This is a genomic window from Candidatus Comchoanobacter bicostacola, from assembly GCF_024172705.1.
In the GTDB taxonomy this organism is placed as follows: Bacteria; Pseudomonadota; Gammaproteobacteria; order Comchoanobacterales; family Comchoanobacteraceae; genus Comchoanobacter; species Comchoanobacter bicostacola.
This window is the reverse complement of the sequence record NZ_CP092900.1, coordinates 416,997-440,768: the sequence shown is the minus strand read 5'-3', so window position 1 is coordinate 440,768 and position 23,772 is coordinate 416,997. Positions and strand designations below refer to the sequence as shown.

The 23,772-nt window shown below is 38.8% G+C and carries 19 protein-coding genes and 1 tRNA gene; 10 read left to right on the top strand and 10 right to left on the bottom strand.

From position 1 onward, the window contains the following. Positions 1-34 precede the first annotated feature (34 nt). The 3 genes from MMH89_RS02095 to MMH89_RS02085 all read left to right on the top strand — a co-directional run bounded on the left by MMH89_RS02095 (position 35) and on the right by MMH89_RS02085 (position 2,414). Positions 35-1,279: a cation:proton antiporter gene (locus MMH89_RS02095; RefSeq protein WP_258568726.1), complete on the top strand. Its 1,245-nt coding sequence runs from the start codon at positions 35-37 to the stop codon at positions 1,277-1,279. A 56-nt stretch (positions 1,280-1,335) separates the two neighbouring features. Further along, positions 1,336-1,408: transfer RNA gene (locus tag MMH89_RS02090), tRNA-Ala, on the top strand. A gap of 547 nt (positions 1,409-1,955) precedes the next feature. Continuing rightward, on the top strand, positions 1,956-2,414 hold the full coding sequence (locus MMH89_RS02085; RefSeq protein WP_258568725.1) for a thioredoxin domain-containing protein: 459 nt from the start codon (positions 1,956-1,958) through the stop codon (positions 2,412-2,414). Here MMH89_RS02085 and MMH89_RS02080 read toward each other — a convergent pair. Then, positions 2,404-7,131: an NAD-glutamate dehydrogenase gene (locus MMH89_RS02080; RefSeq protein WP_258568724.1), complete on the bottom strand. Its 4,728-nt coding sequence runs from the start codon at positions 7,129-7,131 to the stop codon at positions 2,404-2,406. The genes MMH89_RS02085 and MMH89_RS02080 overlap by 11 nt on opposite strands. A 139-nt stretch (positions 7,132-7,270) precedes the next feature. Here MMH89_RS02080 and MMH89_RS02075 point away from each other — a divergent pair, with 139 nt between their 5' ends. Beyond that, positions 7,271-7,936, top strand: coding sequence for a response regulator transcription factor (locus tag MMH89_RS02075; RefSeq protein WP_258568723.1), 666 nt, complete (start codon positions 7,271-7,273; stop codon positions 7,934-7,936). Between the two features lie 2 nt (positions 7,937-7,938). Continuing rightward, entirely contained in the window at positions 7,939-9,336 is a 1,398-nt protein-coding gene (locus MMH89_RS02070) for an ATP-binding protein (protein WP_258568722.1), read from the top strand. Here MMH89_RS02070 and MMH89_RS02065 read toward each other — a convergent pair whose 3' ends face one another. Next, on the bottom strand, positions 9,337-9,771 hold the full coding sequence (locus MMH89_RS02065; RefSeq protein WP_258568721.1) for a hypothetical protein: 435 nt from the start codon (positions 9,769-9,771) through the stop codon (positions 9,337-9,339). 181 nt (positions 9,772-9,952) lie between these two features. On the opposite strand from MMH89_RS02065, the gene MMH89_RS02060 reads away from it, so the two are divergent. Both MMH89_RS02060 and MMH89_RS02055 read left to right on the top strand, forming a co-directional pair. Beyond that, entirely contained in the window at positions 9,953-11,353 is a 1,401-nt protein-coding gene (locus MMH89_RS02060) for a hypothetical protein (protein ID WP_258568720.1), read from the top strand. A gap of 97 nt (positions 11,354-11,450) precedes the next feature. Next, positions 11,451-13,664 (top strand): hypothetical protein, encoded by a 2,214-nt coding sequence (locus tag MMH89_RS02055; RefSeq protein ID WP_258568719.1) that lies wholly within the window; start codon positions 11,451-11,453, stop codon positions 13,662-13,664. 34 nt (positions 13,665-13,698) lie between these two features. Here MMH89_RS02055 and tilS read toward each other — a convergent pair whose 3' ends face one another. Continuing rightward, positions 13,699-14,892: a tRNA lysidine(34) synthetase TilS gene (tilS, locus tag MMH89_RS02050; protein WP_258568718.1), complete on the bottom strand. Its 1,194-nt coding sequence runs from the start codon at positions 14,890-14,892 to the stop codon at positions 13,699-13,701. Between the two features lie 72 nt (positions 14,893-14,964). Between tilS and MMH89_RS02045 the strand changes: the two genes are divergently transcribed. The 3 genes from MMH89_RS02045 to MMH89_RS02035 all read left to right on the top strand — a co-directional run bounded on the left by MMH89_RS02045 (position 14,965) and on the right by MMH89_RS02035 (position 18,312). Beyond that, entirely contained in the window at positions 14,965-15,591 is a 627-nt protein-coding gene (locus MMH89_RS02045) for a rhomboid family intramembrane serine protease (protein WP_258568717.1), read from the top strand. Positions 15,592-15,929: 338 nt separating this feature from the next. Then, positions 15,930-16,889 (top strand): hypothetical protein, encoded by a 960-nt coding sequence (locus MMH89_RS02040; protein ID WP_258568716.1) that lies wholly within the window; start codon positions 15,930-15,932, stop codon positions 16,887-16,889. 79 nt (positions 16,890-16,968) lie between these two features. After that, entirely contained in the window at positions 16,969-18,312 is a 1,344-nt protein-coding gene (locus tag MMH89_RS02035; RefSeq protein ID WP_258568715.1) for a citrate/2-methylcitrate synthase, read from the top strand. Here MMH89_RS02035 and MMH89_RS02030 read toward each other — a convergent pair whose 3' ends face one another. Genes MMH89_RS02030 through MMH89_RS02000 form a run of 7 tightly spaced genes read right to left on the bottom strand, consistent with a single transcriptional unit; the run spans position 18,313 to position 23,675 of the window. Continuing rightward, on the bottom strand, positions 18,313-18,792 hold the full coding sequence (locus MMH89_RS02030) for a TlpA family protein disulfide reductase (RefSeq protein WP_258568714.1): 480 nt from the start codon (positions 18,790-18,792) through the stop codon (positions 18,313-18,315). Then, on the bottom strand, positions 18,782-20,479 hold the full coding sequence (gene ccsA, locus MMH89_RS02025; RefSeq protein WP_258568713.1) for a cytochrome c biogenesis protein CcsA: 1,698 nt from the start codon (positions 20,477-20,479) through the stop codon (positions 18,782-18,784). Before ccsA (MMH89_RS02025) ends, MMH89_RS02030 begins: the two co-directional genes overlap by 11 nt. Next, on the bottom strand, positions 20,476-20,862 hold the full coding sequence (locus MMH89_RS02020) for a cytochrome c maturation protein CcmE domain-containing protein (RefSeq protein ID WP_258568712.1): 387 nt from the start codon (positions 20,860-20,862) through the stop codon (positions 20,476-20,478). Before MMH89_RS02020 ends, ccsA (MMH89_RS02025) begins: the two co-directional genes overlap by 4 nt. After that, positions 20,855-21,547, bottom strand: a complete 693-nt coding sequence (ccsA, locus tag MMH89_RS02015) for a cytochrome c biogenesis protein CcsA (protein ID WP_258568711.1) — start codon at positions 21,545-21,547, stop codon at positions 20,855-20,857. The genes MMH89_RS02020 and ccsA (MMH89_RS02015) overlap by 8 nt, the downstream gene beginning before the upstream one ends. Next, positions 21,544-22,155 (bottom strand): hypothetical protein, encoded by a 612-nt coding sequence (locus MMH89_RS02010; protein WP_258568710.1) that lies wholly within the window; start codon positions 22,153-22,155, stop codon positions 21,544-21,546. Before MMH89_RS02010 ends, ccsA (MMH89_RS02015) begins: the two co-directional genes overlap by 4 nt. Beyond that, complete coding sequence (locus MMH89_RS02005; RefSeq protein WP_258568709.1) at positions 22,131-22,844, bottom strand: pseudouridine synthase; 714 nt, start codon at positions 22,842-22,844, stop codon at positions 22,131-22,133. Before MMH89_RS02005 ends, MMH89_RS02010 begins: the two co-directional genes overlap by 25 nt. A 21-nt stretch (positions 22,845-22,865) precedes the next feature. Beyond that, complete coding sequence (locus MMH89_RS02000) at positions 22,866-23,675, bottom strand: alpha/beta fold hydrolase (protein ID WP_258568708.1); 810 nt, start codon at positions 23,673-23,675, stop codon at positions 22,866-22,868. Positions 23,676-23,772 lie beyond the last annotated feature (97 nt).

Below are 23,772 nucleotides of genomic sequence, written 5' to 3'. Positions count from 1 at the left end.
ATAAAGACAACATTAACTTTAATCAATGTATATTATGAACGCACTTCAAACGGTAATGATACTCATCTCATTCTCAACCTTACTCGGTTATATCTCAGCACGACATTTACGCGTTCAGCCTAGTGTTGCTATTCTTTGCATGTCGCTTATCTCAATAATAGCACTAAAAACCATCGACACCACGCTTGCTCCTATCATCTATTTACAGCATATATCAAACTTGGTTAATGCTGCTAACTTTCGCAGTGTTCTTATTGATTTAATGCTCCCTATGCTTTTATTTGCGGGTGCGGCATCATTGCGCACTAACCTAATAAAAAAGAGAGCTGTTGAAATCTCAATGCTGGCAATAGTTTCCACATTACTATCCATGATCATAATTGGCTTCGGACTCCATTGGATCACCAATGCACTCAATAATCCGATACCACTCATTCACTGCTTTTTATTTGGAGCTCTGATCTCACCAACCGACCCTGTTGCTGTTGTTGGGATGCTCAAACATGCCAATATCGAGCCTGAAATAGAAGCCAAAGTAGCTGGTGAATCATTATTTAACGATGGCATTGGGATTGTCATGTTTTTAACAATCGCACAACTGATTGAAGATCAGTCACAAGCCGTGACACTATCTAGCACCCTATTAAGATTTTTGACTGAAGTATTGGGTGGCTTAAGTATTGGAATCGTGAGTGGTTTAGTCTGCAAAAGGATCATGATTTTACAAGATACAGACACACATACTAATTTATTAATCAGTCTATTTGTTGTAACAGGAATTTACACACTGTGTAACTTAGTGCACATATCTGGCGCTCTAGCTGTTGTTGCATGTGGCTTAATTATTTCCCACCATATTGAAAAACACAGCCATGCAAAAAGTGTTCTCCGACATTTCTGGGGAACACTTGAAGAGATCTTAAATATGATCCTTTATTTACTCATTGGATTTGAGTCAATTAATATGTCTCTGGGAACACCGGAGATAATACTTTCTGTAAGTATTATTATTCTCGCACTACTAACACGCTCCTTTACCGTAATTCTGCCATTTAGAACGCTGCTTAGACATAAAAAGGTTTCAAAGCAAGCTGAGCGTATTTTGATCTGGGGCGGACTACGAGGCGGTCTTGCAATTGCCCTAGCTTTATCGATACCTTATAGCCCTTATCATAATTGGATCATGATTGCGACCTATGCTGTTGTATGCTTTACAAATCTTATACAAGGCAGCACAATTCGATACTTAATCCAACCAGGTAGTACATCTACTCAATAACTATTTTCCTATATTTTTGTTGACCACATAATTATAATCGATACAATATTTATCGAGGGGCTATAGCTCAGTTGGCAGAGCGCTTGCGTGGCACGCAAGAGGTCGGCGGTTCGAACCCGCCTAGCTCCACAAACGTATAACTGATGACATTCAAGTCTTCCAAGATCCTGCATCAAAATGGCGTTTTATACCCACCATAAAGCCTGGTCAGTCCTAGGCAACTTCTTCATACAGGCATTAACAAAACATATAAAACTGTAGCTGCTCCTGAACTACCACAAGATATATATCTCAATCTTAACCAATTTTTTCCTGCGGCATGGCCTAATTCAAAACGTTTTTAGGCTTTAAATCAATTATCAGCGACGCTCAGCTTTGTTTCTTACAGCCTGATTATTTCTTAGCTTCAAAACTTCAATTAGTCTTTAAGCCTACTATGAGAGAATTGGTGCTTAAATATGAAAGCAAGACTGTCGCAAAAATTTTGCCAAAAGCAAAACATGACGAAATTGATTATCCGTGATTCAAGCATACAAAGACTAAATTTGCAATACAACGTTGTGAATGATCAAATCCTATACAATTTGAACAAATAGACACTCAAGCATAAAATCTACTATTTTTTATACCCGTTACTTTGCTACAATAAGCTTAGATAGATACCATGAAAGATCCTATGAGCATTTATAAGATACCCATCAGCCAAAAGATACCTGACCTAAGCACATACACTCATAAAACCATCGTTATAGTCAATATTGCTTCTCAATGTGGATTTAATCAGCAATTAACTGAGCTCAATCAACTGCTAGATCCGGAGTTAAACACCGTTGTCATTGCATTTCCATGCAGTCAGTTCCATCAACATGATGCAACAATAGATGATAATACTCAGTGGTGCCAGACCCAATTTGATGCACAATATATTATAGAGAATGAGATAAATGTTAATGGTAAAAGCGCCCATCCACTTTTCATATACCTCAATCATCATGCACCAGGTATCTTAGGAAAACGCATTGGATGGAACTTCACAAAATTTATCATTCATCCTAATGAACAACACATCAAGCGCTTTGCCCCCTATGACTCAGTTGAGAAGATGACCCAGTACATCAAACACACTATAAAATAGACACATACTTTTTAACACGCGTTAACACAACTGAGTACATGGCATAATCCCCTCCTCGAATTTCAACCAACTCGTGCAAAGACTGTTTAACAACCTTACTGAACTCCACATTATCCTGTAACCAGTTTTGAACCGCACTATCATAAGAAGAGCGCTTTTTATGATTACTGATCAACACTGCTGAAGATATTTTAGAAAGCACAATGCACAAATCATCCTCTAATACATACTTTTGAATATGATCCCAATAAGATGCTTCTGGCAAATTCAACAAACTATCTCTCAATTGATAAAACTTAATCCACCCTGCTGTTTGATAATAGACTTTAATAACATCAGACTCACCCACCTGAGTTCTAACTTGAAGATCACGAATATTAAACAACTGATACATATAACGAGCATAGCCTACCTTTTCAATTAATGCTTTAGAAGCACGAGCAGATTTAAGCTCAGACTGGATATACTCAGTGCGCTTAGTATACTTACGTGGTAAAGCCGCAATCATCAGCTCAGCCGATGTATTCAGGTTTTGATACTTACTAATAATTTTCTGCACATCTAACTTATCTTCATGACGTAAAATCCACCGGGTCGATAAATATAGACTACGCTTAATTGAGCTTGAAATCTCTAATTTGACTTTATAGCCTATTTTTTTCAGTTGATAGACTTCATCAAATAGCCCACTAACATTTAAAATACGTCTAGCAACCAAGTAAGCAATGACAACATCTTTGGGCAAACAACCACACTCATCAATCATTTGAGACACAAACAATAGACCCATCTCACCCACAAGTAAATTAACCAACTGTGTTTTAAAGATCTGATTTTGCAATGGATGTTTATAAATAAAGCCCTCATACTTAGATTGTATATAACCTGGAAAATATGAAACAAGAATATCTTTAGTTATTTGACTGTCCTCAAACTCGATTTTTTCAATCAATCCAATTAAGTATAATTTACTATAGGCCAGCAACACTGAAATTTCTGGACGTGTAAAATGCAAATTATGTAGCAATCGCTCTTTTAGCTCTTGCTTAGTAGGCATAGACTCTAACTGTGGATTCATTAACCCCTGTTCAGATAAGGACTCTATAAACCTCAAATATTGATTTTGCTGCCCCTGAGCCTCCAAAATAGCCAGATCAATTTGAATATTTTGTCTCAAATTATTCCATAAAACCATTCCACTCACTTCAGCTGACAATCGGCGCAGCAACGGATTTCGTTCTTTTTGAGCGAGCACTCCTTCTTGAATTAATCCGTCCAGGAAGATCTTTAAGTTAACCTCATAGTCAGATAAATTCACCCCAGCAGAGTTATCTACAAAATCAGTATTTAGCATACCTCCATGCAGCGCATACTCTATCCGTCCTTTTTGAGTAAACCCATTATTACCCCCCTCTGCAAAAATCTTGGCACGCATTTGAGAACCATTGATTCGCACCAAATCATTTTGAACATCTCTTACACTAAAATCTGACTCATCCTTGGATTTAACAAAAACACCTATGCCTCCATTCCAAAATAAGTCAACCTGCATTTTCAGAATGGCTTGAATTAACTCAAAAGGTTCACACTTTGATTTAGAGAACGAGAACATTTTCTTCATTTGGGGAGATAGATCAATATATTTTTGGCTGCGATCAAATACGCCGCCACCTTGAGAAATTAGACTCGTATCGTATTCGCCCCATGTTCCACCTTTCATCCTGAATAGCCTTAAGCGTTCTGTATAACTTTTTTCAGGATCTGGATTGGGATCAATAAATATCTTCCTATGTGCAAACGCTGCCACCAACTTAATTTTATCAGAAAGAAGCATACCATTACCAAAGACATCGCCACTCATATCCCCTACTCCAGCAGCTGTAAAGGTATCTTTCGTTAAGTCCAGACCCATCTTACTGCTATGCCATTTAAAGGACTCCCAGGCGCCACGCGCAGTAATACCCATCTTTTTATGATCATAGCCATTAGCGCCTCCTGAGGCAAAGGCATCCTTCAACCAAAAGTTTTGTTTACTGGCAATCTCATTTGCATAATCAGAAAAAGTGGCTGTCCCTTTATCTGCAGCGACCACTAAATAGGTATCTACCTCATCATATACTTTACAGCCTTTATAGTGGCAAAGTCGCCCCTCCTTATATCCATCTGAGATACTGAGTAATGACTCAATGAAGATCTGATAGCAACGCTTAACTTCCTCTAAATGCTCAGCATCGGGTATCATTTGAATATTACGCGTAACAAAGCAACCCTTAGCACCATCAGGAACAGTCAACGTATTCTTCAACCGCTGGGTTGAGGCCAAACGCCCAACCTCTTCATAAAAGTCATCTAATCGATCAGAGTGTCGAATACCACCACGCGCAATCAAACTATACCTAATATGTACCCCCATCACATCAGGATGATAAACAAAGGTATGATATAAGGGTGCTGGTTTTGAAACACCCGGAACCATTCCAGCCTGAATCTTTAAGACCAATGCACCCACTTCATCCAGCATACAATAATTAGTTCTAACTGTCGCCGTGATACAATGCATAAGCATTGAAACAATACGTTCATCATCACTGGTTTTCAGCTGATCTGATAAACTCCAGATTGAGTGACTTTGTTTATTGACCAGCTGCGTCCTTTTCAACAGCCCATATTGAAACTTGATATTAAACAACTTAACAAAAAGCTGCGATAAGTCCCTGTTTGCACTTAAAAAGCGTTTAACCCTTACTTTAGAGATAGCAAAGTTAATTTGATGCATATATGCAATGTAACACCGAAGTAAGTGAATCTGTTTCAGTTCTAAGCTGGATGAAATTAACAATCGATTCAGCTCGTCATCTTCTGCGACCCCATTAATAATCATCAAGAGCGCATTTTCAACACGACTGATGATGTTATCACTTGCAATCAACCCTCCAGAAAAAGCACACTGGTATACCGATATTGAAACGGTATGTCCTGACATACACTCATCAAAATTTTGCTGACGTACTATATTTAAACCCATATTAGATAAAATAGGAAAAATACTTGATAATGTGATATCACTACCTGATGTCAATTGATAAAATCGTATCATGAACGTCTGGTCATCCACAGATAATCGAACAGACCTAGAGTTTTCTAAAGAGAGTGTTGCTACTGAGATTTCATCCTGTACCGCTTGCTCATAACTATGTGCAACACGATAGGATTCAGATATAGTATTAATGAATGCTTTCGCATGCAAATAACCTTGTCTTTGACCATATTCTAAACACAGCCCTAACGTTAGCTTTTTGTCCCATGATACACACAACTGTCTAATCTCTTGGCATAACCTACGAGTATCTTTGACAACATCTCCTTCAATGGCTTGAATAAAATGCATACGTACTAAATATGACTCAGCAAAATATGGGCTATAAAATATAATCGCGCCTTTATAAATATCTTTTAATACCTGCTCTATTTGATTCCTAAGACTTGTTTTAAATAAAACTTTAGGCGCATAAATCATCGTTGAGTAAAACTGACCTAGCGTATCTACCCGTACAGAAACCTCAGATATTTGATTATCTTCAGCTAATAAAAGTTGAGAAAACTCTTTATGTAAATATTGGATATCAGACTGAAACAAGTCTTCTTTTGGATAGGATTTAATTAAGTGCTTTAATCTACGACTCATATATCGAGACGGTTTTTCCTGCAGGGATAACAAACGATCTATCTTTGTACGTAAAACAGGGATTTGCTCTGGATCATGACTATACGCATCTGCAGTTAGCATACCCATAAAGTAATGTTGTTCAATGAGCTCACTGTCTTTACTATATACATTAAAGATAAAGATATCTGGATAAACATTCCTATGCACCTTGGAGCGCATCATAGACTTAGTCATCATAAAGAGTGAATCTTTCAAACCCTCACCATGACTAGGGAAGGTAGCCAAATGAGGACTAAGCTCCTTAATTCCATCAATAGGTAACCCCCACTTTTTACCAATGGATCGCAACTTGCCGCTATTATGGCGATAACCCGCATAACCCAGGAAAGTAAATTGATGTAACAACCACTCCAACAGTAAAACATTCTCTCGAATAACAGGCTGAGGAATATTTGCACCTTCGTTATCTTGCCAAGCGTAGATCACAGACCTAAGCGCATCTTGCATACGGCGCCAATCTTTAACAACTGTTGTAACATCATGTACCGTAGCTGATAAAGCCTGATTCATAGCTCTCAACGTCAGCGTCTGATTCCCTGCTTCAATATCTAACCAATAAAATGTCTTGCCTCCTGACTGCACATGCTCCAAAGATAATGTTTTACCATCCATGTGAATTGCTTGATTCGCTACCAATGCACTCCTAAAAATACTATATCCTAAACGCTCTAAAGTCGCTCGTATTGACTCAGGAATAAATGGCATATCATCATAGACAATATATACCCTAACTAATTGACGTGCATAACCGGTTTCAACTTGTACATTTGCTAAATCAATGGCTAACGTTTTATCAATATTCTTAATAATATATTTATAATGTCCACTGGTAACCTGAGCGACATACTCATAAACATCTTCAACCTCATAAGCAGATTCTGTTGAATTAAAATAGAGATCCGCAAATTGTTTGAAACCCGTTAAATAAGCGCCCTTTATTTTCTTGTAATGATTGATACTATACTGACTTAATTGAGCTGATGTTGGCATAATGAATTCACCCTCCTTGGACTTAAACTAAGTCTAACATAATTACCCAAACATGTAAAAAACCACATCAATCCTTAACACTTGATTAATTATCGAATTTATAGTATATTGCAGGCAATAAGTAACAGAATTTGAAGCTATGCGCATATTATTAATTGAAGACGATAATGATCTTGGATTTGCATTAACCAGCTTACTCAAGACAAAAAAGTATACCGTTGATTGGCTACAAAATGGACAGGAAGCACTTTATGCCCTGACTCAAAGTGGTGAAACATTTGATCTTGTGATTATAGACCTAGGCCTTCCTACTGTCGATGGTTTAGAAATAATCAAACAAACCCGCGCCCAGAAAAATAAAGTACCCATTATCATTCTAACTGCACGTGATCAGAAGAATGATATCATTTTAGGATTAGATACAGGCGCTGATGACTATTTAACCAAGCCTTTTGACTTTGATGTACTTAATTCCAGAATTTTAGCTCTACTGCGTAGAAGAAATGCAGATGCATCAAGCTCAAACATTACCATCGGCAATGTTATATTAGACCCTGTTTCACATACTGTTATTGTTAATGACGTAACAACTCCATTCTCTCGTCAGGAGTTTAAAATATTGCATAAGCTAATGGAAAGTAGAAATAAAGTGATCAGCCGCGATAATTTAACTCAAATTCTTTATGGCTGGGGTGATGACGTTGATAGTAACACCATAGAAGTGCATATGCACAATATTAGAAAAAAAACCAAGCCTCACTTAGCGATTAAAACAATTCGTGGTGTGGGTTACATCATAGCATAACAATGAAACGCTCAATCCACCGATTTTTAATAATAAATATCCTAATAGCGGTATCTAGCTCTATTCTAATTGGAGTGACAACTGCTATTTATTTAAAACATCGGCATATTAAGCTTCATCTAGATACTGAGCTAGCATTACAAGCACATGAACTAGAAGCGTTTTTACATTTAAATCCTGAACCAGAAGCATTACCCCTCATCCAAAGAAAAATAAATGAAATACCGAACCGAACCATTCGGACGACCAGTCAAAATGACAGACAAAGCCAGATTATTCATCGCTTGAAAAATAATACACAGTATCAAATTTGGGACCAGAAAACCAAACGCTTAATTTTACGCTCACCCTCAGCGCCCCCCATCCTAATCAATCCTGATTATGGGTACCACACTATTACGCACCTATCTCAAAACTGGCGAACATTCTCTATTGAAACATCCAACCAGCAATATTTAATAACAACCATGCAACAGCACGAGCTACGTATTCGTTACGAGCAAGACCTTGCTTATGAAACGTTATGTGCACTTTCTATAATCTCTCTTATTCTAGTACTGTCTACCCGAACCATTCTTAAACGGGGTTTATATGCTCTAGATATGACAGCTGCAAAGCTACAAACACAAAACACCAAGCATTTAAAACCGATATGCACCAAAGATACGCCTGATGAAATCGTGCCCTTAATTAATGAAATAAATCGTTTAATGTCTGAGCTTTCACAAACATTAAAACGTGAGCGTAGATTTGCAGGAGATGCTGCTCACGAGCTAAAAACACCCCTAGCAGCTATGAAAGCACATATTCAGCTTGCCCATAGACAAGATCCTATTGAGCAACGAAAAACCTTAAAGCGTATTGAAGACATCATTACCCGATATGATCATATTATCAAACAGCTACTATCTCTAAGTAGAACCATTTCAGAGTCAGGACTTAAAGAGCATACGAAGTGTAATCTTGTCACTTTAGCGCAAAACGTGATTGCTCAAGCTGTACCATCTGCGCACGAAAAACAAATACAAGTTGCACTTGAGTGTAAAAATAGTGAGATCGTAAAGAATATAAACTCTCATGTGTTTTCCGTTATGTTATCTAATATCATTGATAATGCGATTAAATACACGTACCCAGGTGATACCATTATCATAAAACTAGATACGAATTATGAGGGGATCATAATTAAAGTAATTGATCATGGCCCTGGTATTTCAGACTCAGATAAATTAACCGTGACTCAGAGATTTAAACGGGTCTATGGCACTGAAGTATCCGGAAGTGGATTAGGCCTTAATATTGTTTTAGAAGTCGTCAAGCATCTAGATGGAACGTTGATGCTGATTGACACACCTGCTGGAGGGTTAACGGTTCAGCTAACCCTCCCTGCAAATAATTAATTATTTCTTAGCACCAGCGCTTGCTTCACTTGCTGCTTCTGCTTCTGCTTTTTTTCTAGCTCTTCTCATTACTAAAGGGTTCATGGAGACTGGGGGCATCACTATAAGAGCATGTACTGCTTTAGCTTGTGCTACTTTAGGTGCCGATGGTCTGAATAATGAAGCATTACGCTCTTTGTACTTCCCTGCCAACTTAAGCTGATCTTCTGTAAATTTATCATCACTTAAGCTATTTGCCACTGCTAAAGCATCTTCAAACGACCATTCACGACGGTATAGCTGCCCTTTTCTAAAATCAGCGCCTAATTCATATGTAAGTAACTTGGTAGCAATGGTTTTACTCCAGCTTAGCGTCTTCTTTCCTGCTCCAGCAGACTGTACGCCTTTAAAAGCGCTTTTAAGTGTTGTTTTTTTTTCTTTACCTGTCTTGCACATATAACCTCTTTATAGTTTTTATTCAACTAGTTATACCGAGAAAACCACAATTAGTCAACTTAAACCTACGTGAAGTTATTTTATAATTGGATACTTAAGGCTAAAACACTAAATACCGGGAAAAAATCTGACAACATAGATTATTGAGCTACAAGCATAAAAACAGCGGAAAAAAGATAATATGTTAAATGAACTCTCAAGAAAAGATTTAGAGCGCAGTGCAAGCAATGCACGACTGTTTGTTACTGACTTAATGGGCAACCAATGGCAACTGTCCCAAAGTGGTAATGACTACTACTTAGACAGTCAGGGACCTCAAGAACCTACACGGTTAAAACTTGGACTTGAAGAGAACCTCAGCTATAAACAAATAGCTCAAAAATTAGCAGAGTATAATTCCGCGCATGGTGAAAAAATAGATCAATATTTAGAAAAAACCATGTATACACAATTACTCAAGCCTGATAAGACTGAGGAACAACTACAGGCACTAATTTCCAGCCAAAGTGTACTTGGCGCAGAAACAGGAAGATTTACTTCTCCAAGGAATGTATACCACATTGATTTTAAATTAAACACCTTCGAAGTAACCATGGCGCTCTGTGCACCAAGTGCGTTTAAAGAAGAGGAACTCAAACCAGCTGATACAGAGCTGATAAGTATCAAAAACCTACCGGATGGTTATCAAGCCACCACACATTCATTAGCAGAAAAAGCTAAAAGTGTTCAGGCCAAAAAAGCGACTGCTTCAGAAACGAGCGATGCGCCGACACAAGATAAACAAATAGACATTGTACGCTTAACTTTCTCTCATGCGAATAACTTTAATCCTTACATAAAAACGCTAGAAGAAAAAATAAATAAACTGGATACAAAACAGCCTTATGATGCATTTAGATATGCTTATTATAATAAATGCATCGCAAAATTAATTCAAAACGTGAAATTGCCCCCATTTGCAATCAGCCACGATCTACTCTTAGCTGCAGCCGCAGCCCCAGGACTGAGCAAAGGAAAAAAAATGCGAATAGAGCTCATGGCTTTGCTGTATCGAGACAAGATACTCAATCAGAATTCGTTCAGTACAGACTATTCAGCATCACTGGGTGAACAGGTCAAAGAAATAATGAATAACGTTACTATTGCTCATATTCTGGACGCAATCAGTCCTGAATATCAAAAGGCGAGGGCTAAATTACCAAAGGATATCCAGGAAAAGCTAATGGAAATACAAAAATATGGGTTTGACAATCAGCCAAACTTTATAGCTCAATTCTGCAACGACCTTTATGAGCAGTTTATAAATACAGCACTCGTGGGACAAATAATTATTGGAATTACCCTCCTTCCTCTTATCCTTATTGGAATAGGCCGCGTTATACATAATAGAGAAAACACCCGTTCTGCCTCAGCATCTGATGCCATAGCCAACTTTAGAGCAACACCTCCTAGTATAAGGAGTAACACATTGCAGACCACAAGCAGTAAATCTCTAGAGAGTACAAAGCAAATACATCCTAATAACGCACCTAGACCTAGTAATGACTCTAGTGAAGACCATAATAACAGCCGCCGTCCTTAGCGAACCCACCTTATTTGACGAAAATAACTGTATTATTGAAAAAAATCTGACAACTAGAATTTATTAATTATAAATAATCCAAATTAGGAGAATACACATGGCTAAACCTATCCAACCATACTTAAAAAGATCCGCAGAGAGTTCTATGATCTTTTTTACAGACGTACAAGGTAATGACTATAAGCTAACACGAGAGATGAAGAGCGAAGGAGGATACAATTATTCTCTAAACAGTACAAGTGCTACAAGTCTCTCAATAGGTGATCCTATTAACTTTCAAAACATCATTAATGCACTTCAACTGAGTGAGGATAACCGTACGGAACTTAAGAAGTTCTGTCAAATGTTATCACCAAATGTTGGCACTGAGATGGACCTTGCGAATTTACTAGCCGAGACTACAGCATTAGATCCATTTGGCCAGAATCTTCGTACAGTCTTTCATTGTGACTTTAAAGAACAGAAGATAACTTGCCACAGAATCACAGCTAGTACAGAGCAACTACAGAGCTTTAAATCTGATACCAACACTGGATGGGATGTAGATAGTGTACAAAAAGTCTTTAACCCTTCTGTTACAGAGCCAAGCGGGGGGATAAATAACTTCGATCAAGCATTAGCACGCATAAAAGAATTAAATGATTTTGGGGAAAACGGAAAAGCATCCACCTGGACTTTGGAACTTAGTGCAGATAATGATTATGATCCCCAAAAAGCACTTATTAAAATTCTAGACGATAAATTAACCGATTTGGATGCAGAATCTCTAACATATGAGCTTCAACACAATTATTTACGGAGCGCTATAAGTGCATTACGTAGTAAAGAAACACCCCCCACACCCTTAAACTTCGGTGAAAAAAATTTAGCAAATGCAATAACACATGCTTCTTTAAGTTTAAATAGAAGATTGAATATAGAAGTGAGAGAAAAACTAAAATTAATGGATTTATTATACCGCATTGACCCAGCATTAAAAGAATACATCGATAATAAGATAAATTTTTCAAATACAGTGCAATTCTTGGAGACTTTAGAGGGTACATTAACAGATACAACCATTGAAGAAATGATAAGTAACTCGAGTATGGAGGCATTGCTCGATGCAGACTCATTATCGGCATTAAACAAAGAAAGGCTAAAGATGCAACTCCAAAGCATAGTTAACAACAAACCTAAGAAGGAGACTGGCATGGCGTTAACATTTTATCAACAATGGATAAATACGCACCGACCCACGAAAGTGCTTATAGTGGTTTTCACTACTATCTCCTTCCTAATTCCCGCCCTACTTATAGCAGGAGCCTACTTTTCAGGTAAAAAAGCAGATGCTCGTAATCAAGTAACTCTACTTAATGCTGATGAAGCTGAATCTCTACTAGACAAATACACTGCTGCAGAACAGGGTATTGAGAAGGATGTAGAACAGATTCAATATAAGCGTATGCTTCAGCAAACAAAAGAAGCGAAAACTACCCTACAGGGAGAGATTCCAGCTGAAGTAGCAGAAAAAATTTGGGAACAGTCTGGTCTAAGTATAGAAACTTTAAATACTAATGCTTACTGGAGTGTTGTCCCATCAGAAAAAACCACGCAAAGTAGCCAGCTATTTATATCTTCTGAAGATCTAAAGGCACACGCATCAGATGCCTTGCCGCAGCCAAAAGATAAACTCGAAAAACTCATCGACCTCCATCTAGAGGTTATGCAAGTCGACTCAGAAAAAGTGGGTAACGGTAAGACGCTTGACCATACAAAAGTTATATCTGTTAGCGCAGATGAATACGTAAGGAATTTAAGCTTAGTTCTTGATGCTGGCATTACAGATGCTAAAATTGCTCATGATGTAGCATTATCTGTAATAAAAAAACTAGAACAACCTGACCCAGAAGCGACAGTAAACATGATAAACTCGGCACAAACTTTATTATCTATTCATCTAGCTAAGCAGATCGCACCTCAAGACCGAGAGCTAATGCTTCTTATACTTGAATCTAAACGCAATGAAGCAGACGCTGAAACCATTTGTAACAAACTGATCGCTCTTAAAAAGCAGAAAGATGGTGGTGAAACAGTTGATAAGAAAACTATTCTCAACGAGATCGAAACAGCTTTAATAGGAAAATCCAAAACGCTGAAAACCAAGAGAAATCAGGTAGCTCCAGGCCCAAATATTACAGTCGTACCCAAACATAGCACTACTGGCGTCAAAGCAGTAAGCGTAGGTCAGGGTAATCCAGGACAAAAACAAAATTTGCAGGATCCCTCCTCTAAAACCCCTCGTAGCACATTTGGAAAGAACCAACCTTAATCATAATAGAACCGCATCAGATCAGAATATACTATCAACACATAGCCATTTTTTCCAAAACAATGCCTTGATCCGTTAGGTACTTATCTCCAATTAAATAAGGCTGATGACTCGGCAAGACCACAACCCATGGTACTGCGGTTCTTAACCAAGGCGCAACCCCCATTTTCTGATATTGCTTCTTCCCACCAGGAAACTGCACCCCTAAATATATACGCAACCGCTTTCGCTCAGGGTTCACTATAGTCCCCATAGGCACAACAATCTCCCTCTGACAAGTTAGCATTACTTTAGGAGGTTGCTCATAAGAATAACTCGTCAATCGTTGACGATAGCGCCTAATGATACAAGCACCCACCCTCTCTTCAGGCTGCCTATCCTCCGCTGCAGATAAAAACGAGTGTAAAACCTGCTGTGTCCGCTCTAAGGCTAATTTAACACCTGCTTGCTGATCAACCCAATAATGGAAGACCTCTAACTGCCAACCCTTAGGTAATTGACGCAATAAATCTAAATCAATGGTATACCTATCAATCAATACCTGTTTTAAGTACAACGTAGTCTGCTCTTTAATCAAACCAGATTGTCGATTCAAATGCTGCATCGTAAGTGATAGAGCACTTTTATTGAACAAACTAGAACACTGCCTACGGATCTCATTCCGAGCATACGCCACCGATTCATTACTTGGATCATCCACCCACACGACACCATGTGCATGAGCATAATCCTTCAGTATCACTTGACTCACTGCCAACAAAGGCCTCACCACCTTTACCCCCATAACCGAAGTCACCTCAGACATACCAGTTAAACCATGTACCCCACTGCCTCTTAATGCCCGAAACAAAAATGTTTCATACTGATCATTTAGATGATGGGCTGTAACAACCACACCCTCCGCTCCAATTATTGACTTAATAGCCGCATAACGCGCTACCCTCGCTCGCTCTTCTAAATGAGCACCGGGTAAACAAGTAACAGGCTTAACCACACACGAAATGCCATACTCTGCTGCCTGATCAGCAACCACTTTCGCCCAGTGATCACTATCTGCATGAATCCCATGGTTGACATGTATTACCCCCTTAATACACAAACCATCTTGTGCACATAACTGCATCACTGCATGTAACAGGACCATAGAATCCAAACCACCACTCACAGCCAACCATATATTCTGTTGACCCATAAGCGTTGATTTAATTGATTTTAATATATTATTCATGATGAACATCATGCATGGTCTTGCATAAAATGTCAAAAAATTGAATCATAGAAACATCACTCAGGATCAAACATGATTACCCAGCTTAACCAGTTTCTCCAAATCATCATTCAAAATTTCCCCGCTGCATTCAGCTTTACCCTACTGCTATGGATCATACACCTATTTAATATGCTCAGCATGAACCGTTTATCACTACTCGGAATCATCCCCAGATTTTGGCCCAGCCTACCCCTTGGACCCTTCTTCTCACCATTACTCCATGCCGATGCAACCCACCTTGCACACAACAGCTTTCCCCTTCTAATCCTCACCAGTATTCTATTCAGCAAAGGCATTACTCCCGCACTATGTATCATGATCAGCTGCGCATACCTATCAGGTGTTCTGACCTGGATATTTGCAAGAACAGGCTGTCACATAGGATCCAGTGCACTCGTCATGTCGCTGATGGGCTATTTACTCTATCAAGCTTATACAAGCCCAAGCATATCCTCAATCGCCGTTGCACTCGTCATTGTCTACTACTTTGGTTCTTTACTTCTATCATTTTTACCCGAAGACGAAAAAGTATCTTTTGAAGGACATTTTTTTGGCCTAGTATCTGGAATAGCTATTGGCTATACGGGCTGCATCCCTCTCTTCAAATCACTTGCCCAACTAATTAGCCAGCTCATAACTACAATCAACTTATTTTAAATAAAAGCCATTATTTAGACCTAAACATAATTAAGTTATTCACTATCATCAATAATGCTAATTAATAGCAAGTTATCAACATCTACCGCTCTAAAAAAAACATCTATTAGACTTAAGAGCAAACATAAGGGAGTCCAAAATATAACCCTAATTATCAACCACATAAGCCTGTATCAAATATGAACAATATTAATAAAGACCATAAAAAACAGGTAACTTAGAAGCCGCAAGCTGGACTTATCCACAAACTTATCCACAGCTCCTGTGCATAACTTAAATATCGAAACTGTCTTGACACACCCAGATCAACTGATATGATCAAAAAAAGGAATTATTTAATGATGAAAGAACTGAAGAAAGGACAGCAGGGAAAGGGCTTACATACTTATATACTAAATGGACTAATGGGTATCATTAGTGTCATTACTCTGGTTACTAATCCTGCTATTAATGCTTTCTTACTTGGGCATTCATTAACAGTTTATCTCTTTACGGTATCTTTTCTAATCTGTTCAGGGGTGTTTATACGTAGAGCCAAACAAGCTGCGTTACTAAGAAGTATTACAAGTGCTACAATGGCATTAATTACAGCCTCTCTTAGCTGTTTTCTGCAATCACAGCATCTATTTAGACAAACCTTTGCAACCGTAAGTTCAGAGCACCCCCTAACATGGATTGGCTTTTTCACCCATGGTTGGGTTAAAAACATCTATTTTTTAATACCCTTTTCCTTAGTAACTATGATTACAGCGTGCACAATGGGCATAACGACTAAATTCTCGAAAAAATTTCCCAAGGTCGGGCTCTTTTGGACAATAACAATACAAAGAGTATTAAACATATTAACACCTTTATTGTTATTTTTAAAACCTAGCTTTTTTCTTGTTTCCATATTCTTTTTCTTACAATTAGCACAACATGCTGACATCATAAACGAGCTAGGGATTACAATTAAAGAAAAATACCAAGAATACAAAAATCAAAAGTTTTTTATGCATCCTCTTTTCCAGGATCAGTCTAACAAAAATGCATGTGGATTAGCTAATACACTACTAACCAACATCTTAACAGCGCTCACCTCAACCTATTTACTTATTGAAACTTTTTTTTGGCTCACTACCCGTTTTCTTAGTCGAATAATCACTGGTAAACTGACGCTTACACAAACATCCATACTGCAACAGCTCAAATTCATAGCTCCAGTAGCTATTCCAGCAGTAATCGTCACGGTTCCTATCCTATGCGTCTATATCAAGACCCGGTCTAGCCATGAAAATAGTGCCCGACTGACTCATTAAATACAGCCAGCATGGTAAAGTTATACAAAAAAGTAAAAGTATGCTATTATAGCTCTAGTTAATCGATGGAAGGTAAAGTATGAGCGAAATGACTCAAGTAGCTGCAAAATTAACGATTCCAGTTAATAATAACCCCGAAAAGCCTCACCAAGAATATGAGCTAGAGCTTTCGGAGGATTCTTATGGAAACTTATTTATTGATGCAGATTCAATCAACCAGTTAGGTAACACTAGAATACTGTTCAAAGATACAAAAGGCATGCGCAACACAGCAGCTGATGAGTCCAAAATTTCCTATATAAAGCCCAGTGGAAACAATGATAATGGAGTGCCACAAGGCATCTTGCTTTACAGAGGTTTTGATGTAAAACAGCTAGCGACACACTCAACATTTTTAGAGTCCAGCTACCTTATTTTAAATGGGGAGCCCCCTAGCAAAGAAGAATTCAAACAGTTTTCTGATGAACTTAAAGCCAATCGAATTATTGACAAACAAACAGAAGAAGTTATCAATCAGTTTGATCGACAAACACATGCGACAACGATCATGTCAGCAGCACTAGCATCCCTCGCGGCTCGCTATGAGGACAAATACAATATGGCATCCGACGAAGACAGACAAGAGCTAGCCATACGGATGATTGCCAAAATGCCAACCATCACAGCCCATATTTTAAAGCACCAACAAGATCAACGCACAGTATCCCCAGATGAAGAATTAGGCCATGCTGCTAACTTCCTACACATGCTATTTTCAACCCAAGCAAAAAAGGTAGTCAGTGATCCTAAACATATTAAAGTTCTTGATATGATTTTAACGCTTCATGCAGAGCACTCATTTGCCGCCTCTACATTTGTTGCTAGAACTGTTGCATCTTGTGGAACATCCACTATTTCTTGCATTATAGCAGCACTTACCGCCTTATCCGGACCACTACATGGTGGCGCCAATGAGGAAGTGGTTAGAATGCTTGAAGGCATCACTTCTGATGAAATACCAGACATTATCAATCGTGCCAAAGACCCCTCAGATCCTTTCAAACTATTTGGATTTGGTCACAGAATTTATAATGCTATGGACCCCAGAGCCGTAGTGTTAAGAGAACTCACAATGAACATTATTAAAGAGTCGCATGAAGAAAAACCGAGTGATATTCTAAAAACAGCCATACTATTAGAAGAAGCCGCCTTAAAAGATGAGTACTTCATTAATCGAAAGCTATTCCCTAACGTTGACTTCTATTCTGGATTGGCAATGATGACACTCGGAATACCTACAAACCTATTCCCATTAATCTTTGCAACAGCTCGAACCTCAGGATGGCTCGCCCATATTGAAGAATGTAGAAAGTCTGGTGCAAGTATTTATCGCCCAAACCAATACTATACAGGTTGGAAGTTCCGTCCTATTGGTTGGCCCTAATCATAGTTGATCTAAATGCTGCTTAAATGATTCTATATTGTCTTCATTTAAAGACCCGAATCGGGCCACGACACGTCTAGATTTGTCAACAACCAGCGTGAATGGAATATAACCATAATCACTACCTAGTGAGCTCCAAAGTGCATCGCTAGAATCCATAGCCACATGGGTAAAAGGATTGTAATCCGTAAAAAAGAATCGAGCCTTTTGTTCAGACTCGCCTAGAATCACAGTAACTACTGCTAAATCTGGGTATTCATTTTGTATATCATCCCAAATATTAAGCTCTCTTACACAGTAACCACAGCTGGTTCTAAAGAAATGAAGAACCCCGCCATTTTTAAAAACAGACTCAGTCACACGCACACCTGAAAGATCATCAATTTGAAATCTAGGCACATAATCTGACTTTAAATTGGCATACCAGACTGATGCCAGCACCACAAATAGGGCTCCAAACCCCAAGACCTTAGTTTTCATATGCATTCCTTCTCAACAATAAACCCGATATCATAAATAAAACAGATAACAGAACAATCCTCAAGTAATAATGCTTTTGTAGCGTAATAATCGCTGTACCCTGCTCATCCACCTCATTTAAAGTGACATACCACTCTCTAAATAGACCCACAAAGAGATCTGGCTTTGCAACCACCATATCCCGGCTCGGATGATAACGAAGCTTAGGCTTTAATGATAACTGATCCCCATATTCAAACAAACTCAGTTGCGCTTCATACACAGACACATGCCCATTTTCATAATAATTTAGATGATCAAAACGCAAATCTATATCTTGTGCAACAGCCACCTCAGAACCAGCTCCTAGCGTATATACCACAGACTGTTGGGTCACAGCATGCAAACAAATAAAGATACACATTAAAATAAATCCACCATGGACTAAGCGCATTCGCCAATTTTGCGCCCTTAATTCTACCAATGCACCCAAAGCCAATGTCAGAACAAACGCACCCAAGACCCAATTAGCGTAATACCAAAAGAGAAGAAACACAAAAGCCAATAGAGTCCATATCACCCTCTTTTTTTGCATAGATTGTAACGCAGATAACAAATAACAAAGCCATAGTGGAATGACATATTGATAAAAGCTGGGCGCAATAATATAAAGGCCCTTTGATGAAAGAATGGGTGGTAGTAATAATGTTGAAAGCATAACACAAACAAATATCAACCATAACTTTGCTACTGGGTCAGAACGCACTATAGCTCTGGCATTTGGCCATGCATCACGATCAAACAAACCCACCGCAAAAAACACAACTACCAGCCCTGTAAAAAACAAACCCGCCATAGTAGACAGAGAAAAAGCATGAACAGATTCAAGCATACCACTTCTAACCGTCATCATCGCAATCAGTGTTAACCAAGCAGATAGCCAAGCTAAAAACAAAAACTTTGCATCCAGTCGTTGTTTCAGGGTATGTAGCATAATAAGCAGCATAGCCCATGGTAGCAGTGAAGCGTTCTCAACTGGATCCCAAGCCCAATAACCACCCCACCCAAGCACACGATAAGACCACCAAGCCCCTAAAAGAATCCCCAGGGTTAATAAAGAAAAAGCAATGCGCAGCTGCTGCCTAAGCACAACTCTTATCTCCTGACTATCTCCTGCCTTACCTAAAAAAAATGGCACCATGGAGCCGACATAACCCGCTAGCAGTATAGGCGGATGAATCATCATCCCTGTATCTTGAAGTAATGGATTGAGATCCAACCCTTGGCTAACAGGCAACATGTTTGCACTAAACGGTGAGTCAATTAAATACAACCCCCATAGCATTAAAGCTAAAAACCCCATGACATAACGCAACCACAGATAATTAAACGTATGTAGCTTTGAACTGAGCGCATGACACCATAGGGTAAATAGTCCAATCATAAGCAACCACGTACCAGAGCTTGCTCCCCACAATGCGGCAATCTTCATTCCATAGGACAACTGACTGTGCGAATGATTAAAAACATATGATAATGAAAAATCACTACGTACTAATGCAACCAAGATTAAAATATTAAGTAAATAGATGCTAACACATAGTCGATCAAATATACGCTTCGTTAGCCTGTCACAACTGATGCAAGCACCCAATGTTGATAGTAAGCACCCCACCAGCAAACACACGCTACCCAATAGAACAATCATGATTTATTATCTCTATAATACTCATCATGCTTGGCATATACCCGAGAAGCATCTAAATAAGTCCCATTCCAAGAACCGATAACAACAGCTGCATGCTGCTCTCTAACCATGGGTGGCAAAGGCATGTGAAAATGTACTAAAATTTCTTCCGACTCATGAAATAGTGAAAAGACTTGATCACCATGGGACAGAGATCCAGGCTTAACGACGCCACCTACGTATACATGACCCACGGGTTTATTAACGACCAAATCTCCTGGCAATTGATAAACATGTAACCCATCCCATAATGCATGAATCAATACCCCAACCCCACCAACGATAAATAGCAAAGTCTGTAACATAGACTTATAACGTATCTGATACGGTTTAAGCTTATTCATGCGCATTTCTTATAGGATAATGATGCATAAAGTAAGCAGCACTCCACCATAAGTTAAGCCAAACTACCGCTATAATAACGGCTAATAATGGCATATACATACTATACGGCATGGTATGATTCGTTAACGACATTAATGTTGATTTTTGATGCAGCGATTGCCACCACTCTACTGAAAAGTGAATAATCGGTATATCAATCATTGCGATAATTGCAATCAATGCTACTACCTTAGAGGATATCATCCGCAAAGTACTTGCACGATATGCGAGCAAATAGAGCGTATAAAGTAATGCCAAAATAAACTGCGCGGTTAACCGCATATCCCACAACCACCATGTACCCCATGTATAATAACCCCAAAAAGCACCGGTTATAATGGATAGCCATGCAGCCAAACAACCCACTCGTGCAGCTTGATAAGATAAGATCTGTGCAATACGTAAATGATACACCCAATATACGATACTAAAGACACCCATAAAAAAGCACGCCATTAATGATATAATGGCACATGGTACATGAATATAAATCATACGATACACACTACCCTGAACAGCATCCACTGGTGCAAACAAAACCATCATTAACACACAAAAAGCATAAGGCGCAAACAAATATTTAGATAGGCTATGCGTCCAATACGCAAACGCTTTAGCAAACCTTGGAGACAAAAACTGAATCATACTTTCATCCGACTTAATAGCATTTCTTCAATCTCCTCCAACTTACTACACTGATTAATATCCAAGCAATTGTTTTTCATCTGCTGGTATAAATCACCAGCAGCTTCTAATCTATTTTCAAAAATCATCCGTCTTGCGACTGCTTCCATTATTACCATATCATTTGGATGACTGGCTAACCAGTTTTTCACACGCCTTACGACTAACGCTGAATTTGACTCCTGATTGATTTGACTCAATAAGCTTAGTTGGGTCCGAGCATCATCATTGACCTCGAACTGTTCAGCCTGTTTAAGAAACCAATCAACCCGCTTCCACTGATGGTCAGTCGCAGCCATCCGCGCACTCAATATACAAGCAGCATAAGATACTCCGCACTTTTTAGATAACTGACTTTTCATAGACTGAGCACTGCCTATATTATGATGCATCTGAATAAACCCACCGAGCTGAATCCAAATAGCCAATACGATAATCAATGTTAATGAAGTAGCATGCAGTAAGCTACGCTGTCTAGACAGCAAAACAGGTTGGAAGAGCGTATAAAAAAAATAGCACACAAATAAAAGTGTCAATGCCAGTATTATTTCAATATACGAGCTAACCACTGTTGATCCACCTCATCAAAAGTACCTTCTTTCAATCGATCAGCTAATATAAACGGGCCAAACTGAATCCGCTTTAATCGACTAACTTCCATATCAAGTTCAGCGAACATCCTTCTAATCATTCGATATCTTCCCTGAGATAAGGAAACACGATACCAATGGTTACGTCCTGAGCTCTTTTTTCTAAGCGGTGTAATATGCTTGAAAGCCACGCGCCCTTCTTCAAACTCCAATCCCTTTTTCAACCTATTGATCTCTCCGTCTGTTAATAACCCACTGACTCTAACAATATAAATGCGCTCATAACCTGATGACGGGTGTGCTAGCTTTTGTACCAGCTGACCATCATTACTGACCAGTAATAAACCAGAGGTCGCAATATCCAATCTCCCCACCAACATCCAACGACCTTCACTCAACTTTGGCAGCAACTGCATCACCGAAGGCACCGATCCCTGATCAACATGGCTAGACACATAACCAACCGGTTTATTCAAAATTAACAACCGCTGATCAACCTGTTTAGCAGCAATCACCTCATCATCCATCTTGACAACTTCATCTCCCTGAATCACCTGCCCACGATGTGCGACCACCCCATCTACAGTGATGCGCCCTTCTTCAACCCTTTGCTCAGCTTTACGACGAGACACTGGGTGATTCTTAGCTATATAAACATGTATCTTCACTTTATCTTTCCAATATTTAACTCAATTTTCTTTTAGCCGTTGACTACTCATTAACTTTCTTATTAGCTTAACCACATAATCGGGGTTGTCAACGGGCACAGCATGATAAGCCTCTGGAATGCATGATAAATTCATTCCAGCTTCACTAGCTACCGACAAGCCATGCTCTGTAGCAAATGGTGAATATTCACCATACCAATAGAACTGACCCTTACACAGCTGATGGATTAACTGTTGATCTTCTAATGAGATAACCCGCTGATGAAAACCTGGATCAAATTGCCAAGTATACCCACCTTGTATTTTTTTAACAGAATGCCGTGCAAGCCAAGATAAGTATTCAGCATTAGTAACCGGCTGGTTAGGTAAAGGTCTAAACCGAGAAACGGCTTCGTCTAAAGTTGCATAGGTAGGCTTCATATACCGACGCTTAGACGATTGATAAGCTTCATTCAGCAAATACATAGGGGTGTCTACCATAACTGCCTGTGCTTGCTGTAATTGATGTAATGCAGCAATTGCCACCAACCCACCATAACTATGCCCTATTAAATAATAAGGTGGTTTTAAATCTTGACTGGTAATTAAATCAAGTACATTTTCAACATGGTGAGACAAAAAGTATGGTGCATCCCATTCACTTAAACCATGCCCACTTAAGTCAACTGAATAGAGTTGACCTTGACCGAGTCCCATAGAAACCCATCGCCACCAGTAAGCATTAGCTATCGCACCATGAATAAAGATAATACTCCCCTCCTGTCCAAATGACCAATGCAGAGCATGCACCTTCTTCCCTCTTGAGGTGTAGTAAATAGACTGTTCAGACATATGATCCTCCATAACGACCTCATTAATATTATTCCTAGAATCATACAAGCTTTTATGATGAATTGCTGTAAATTTTCATAGATATAATAGACCTAAT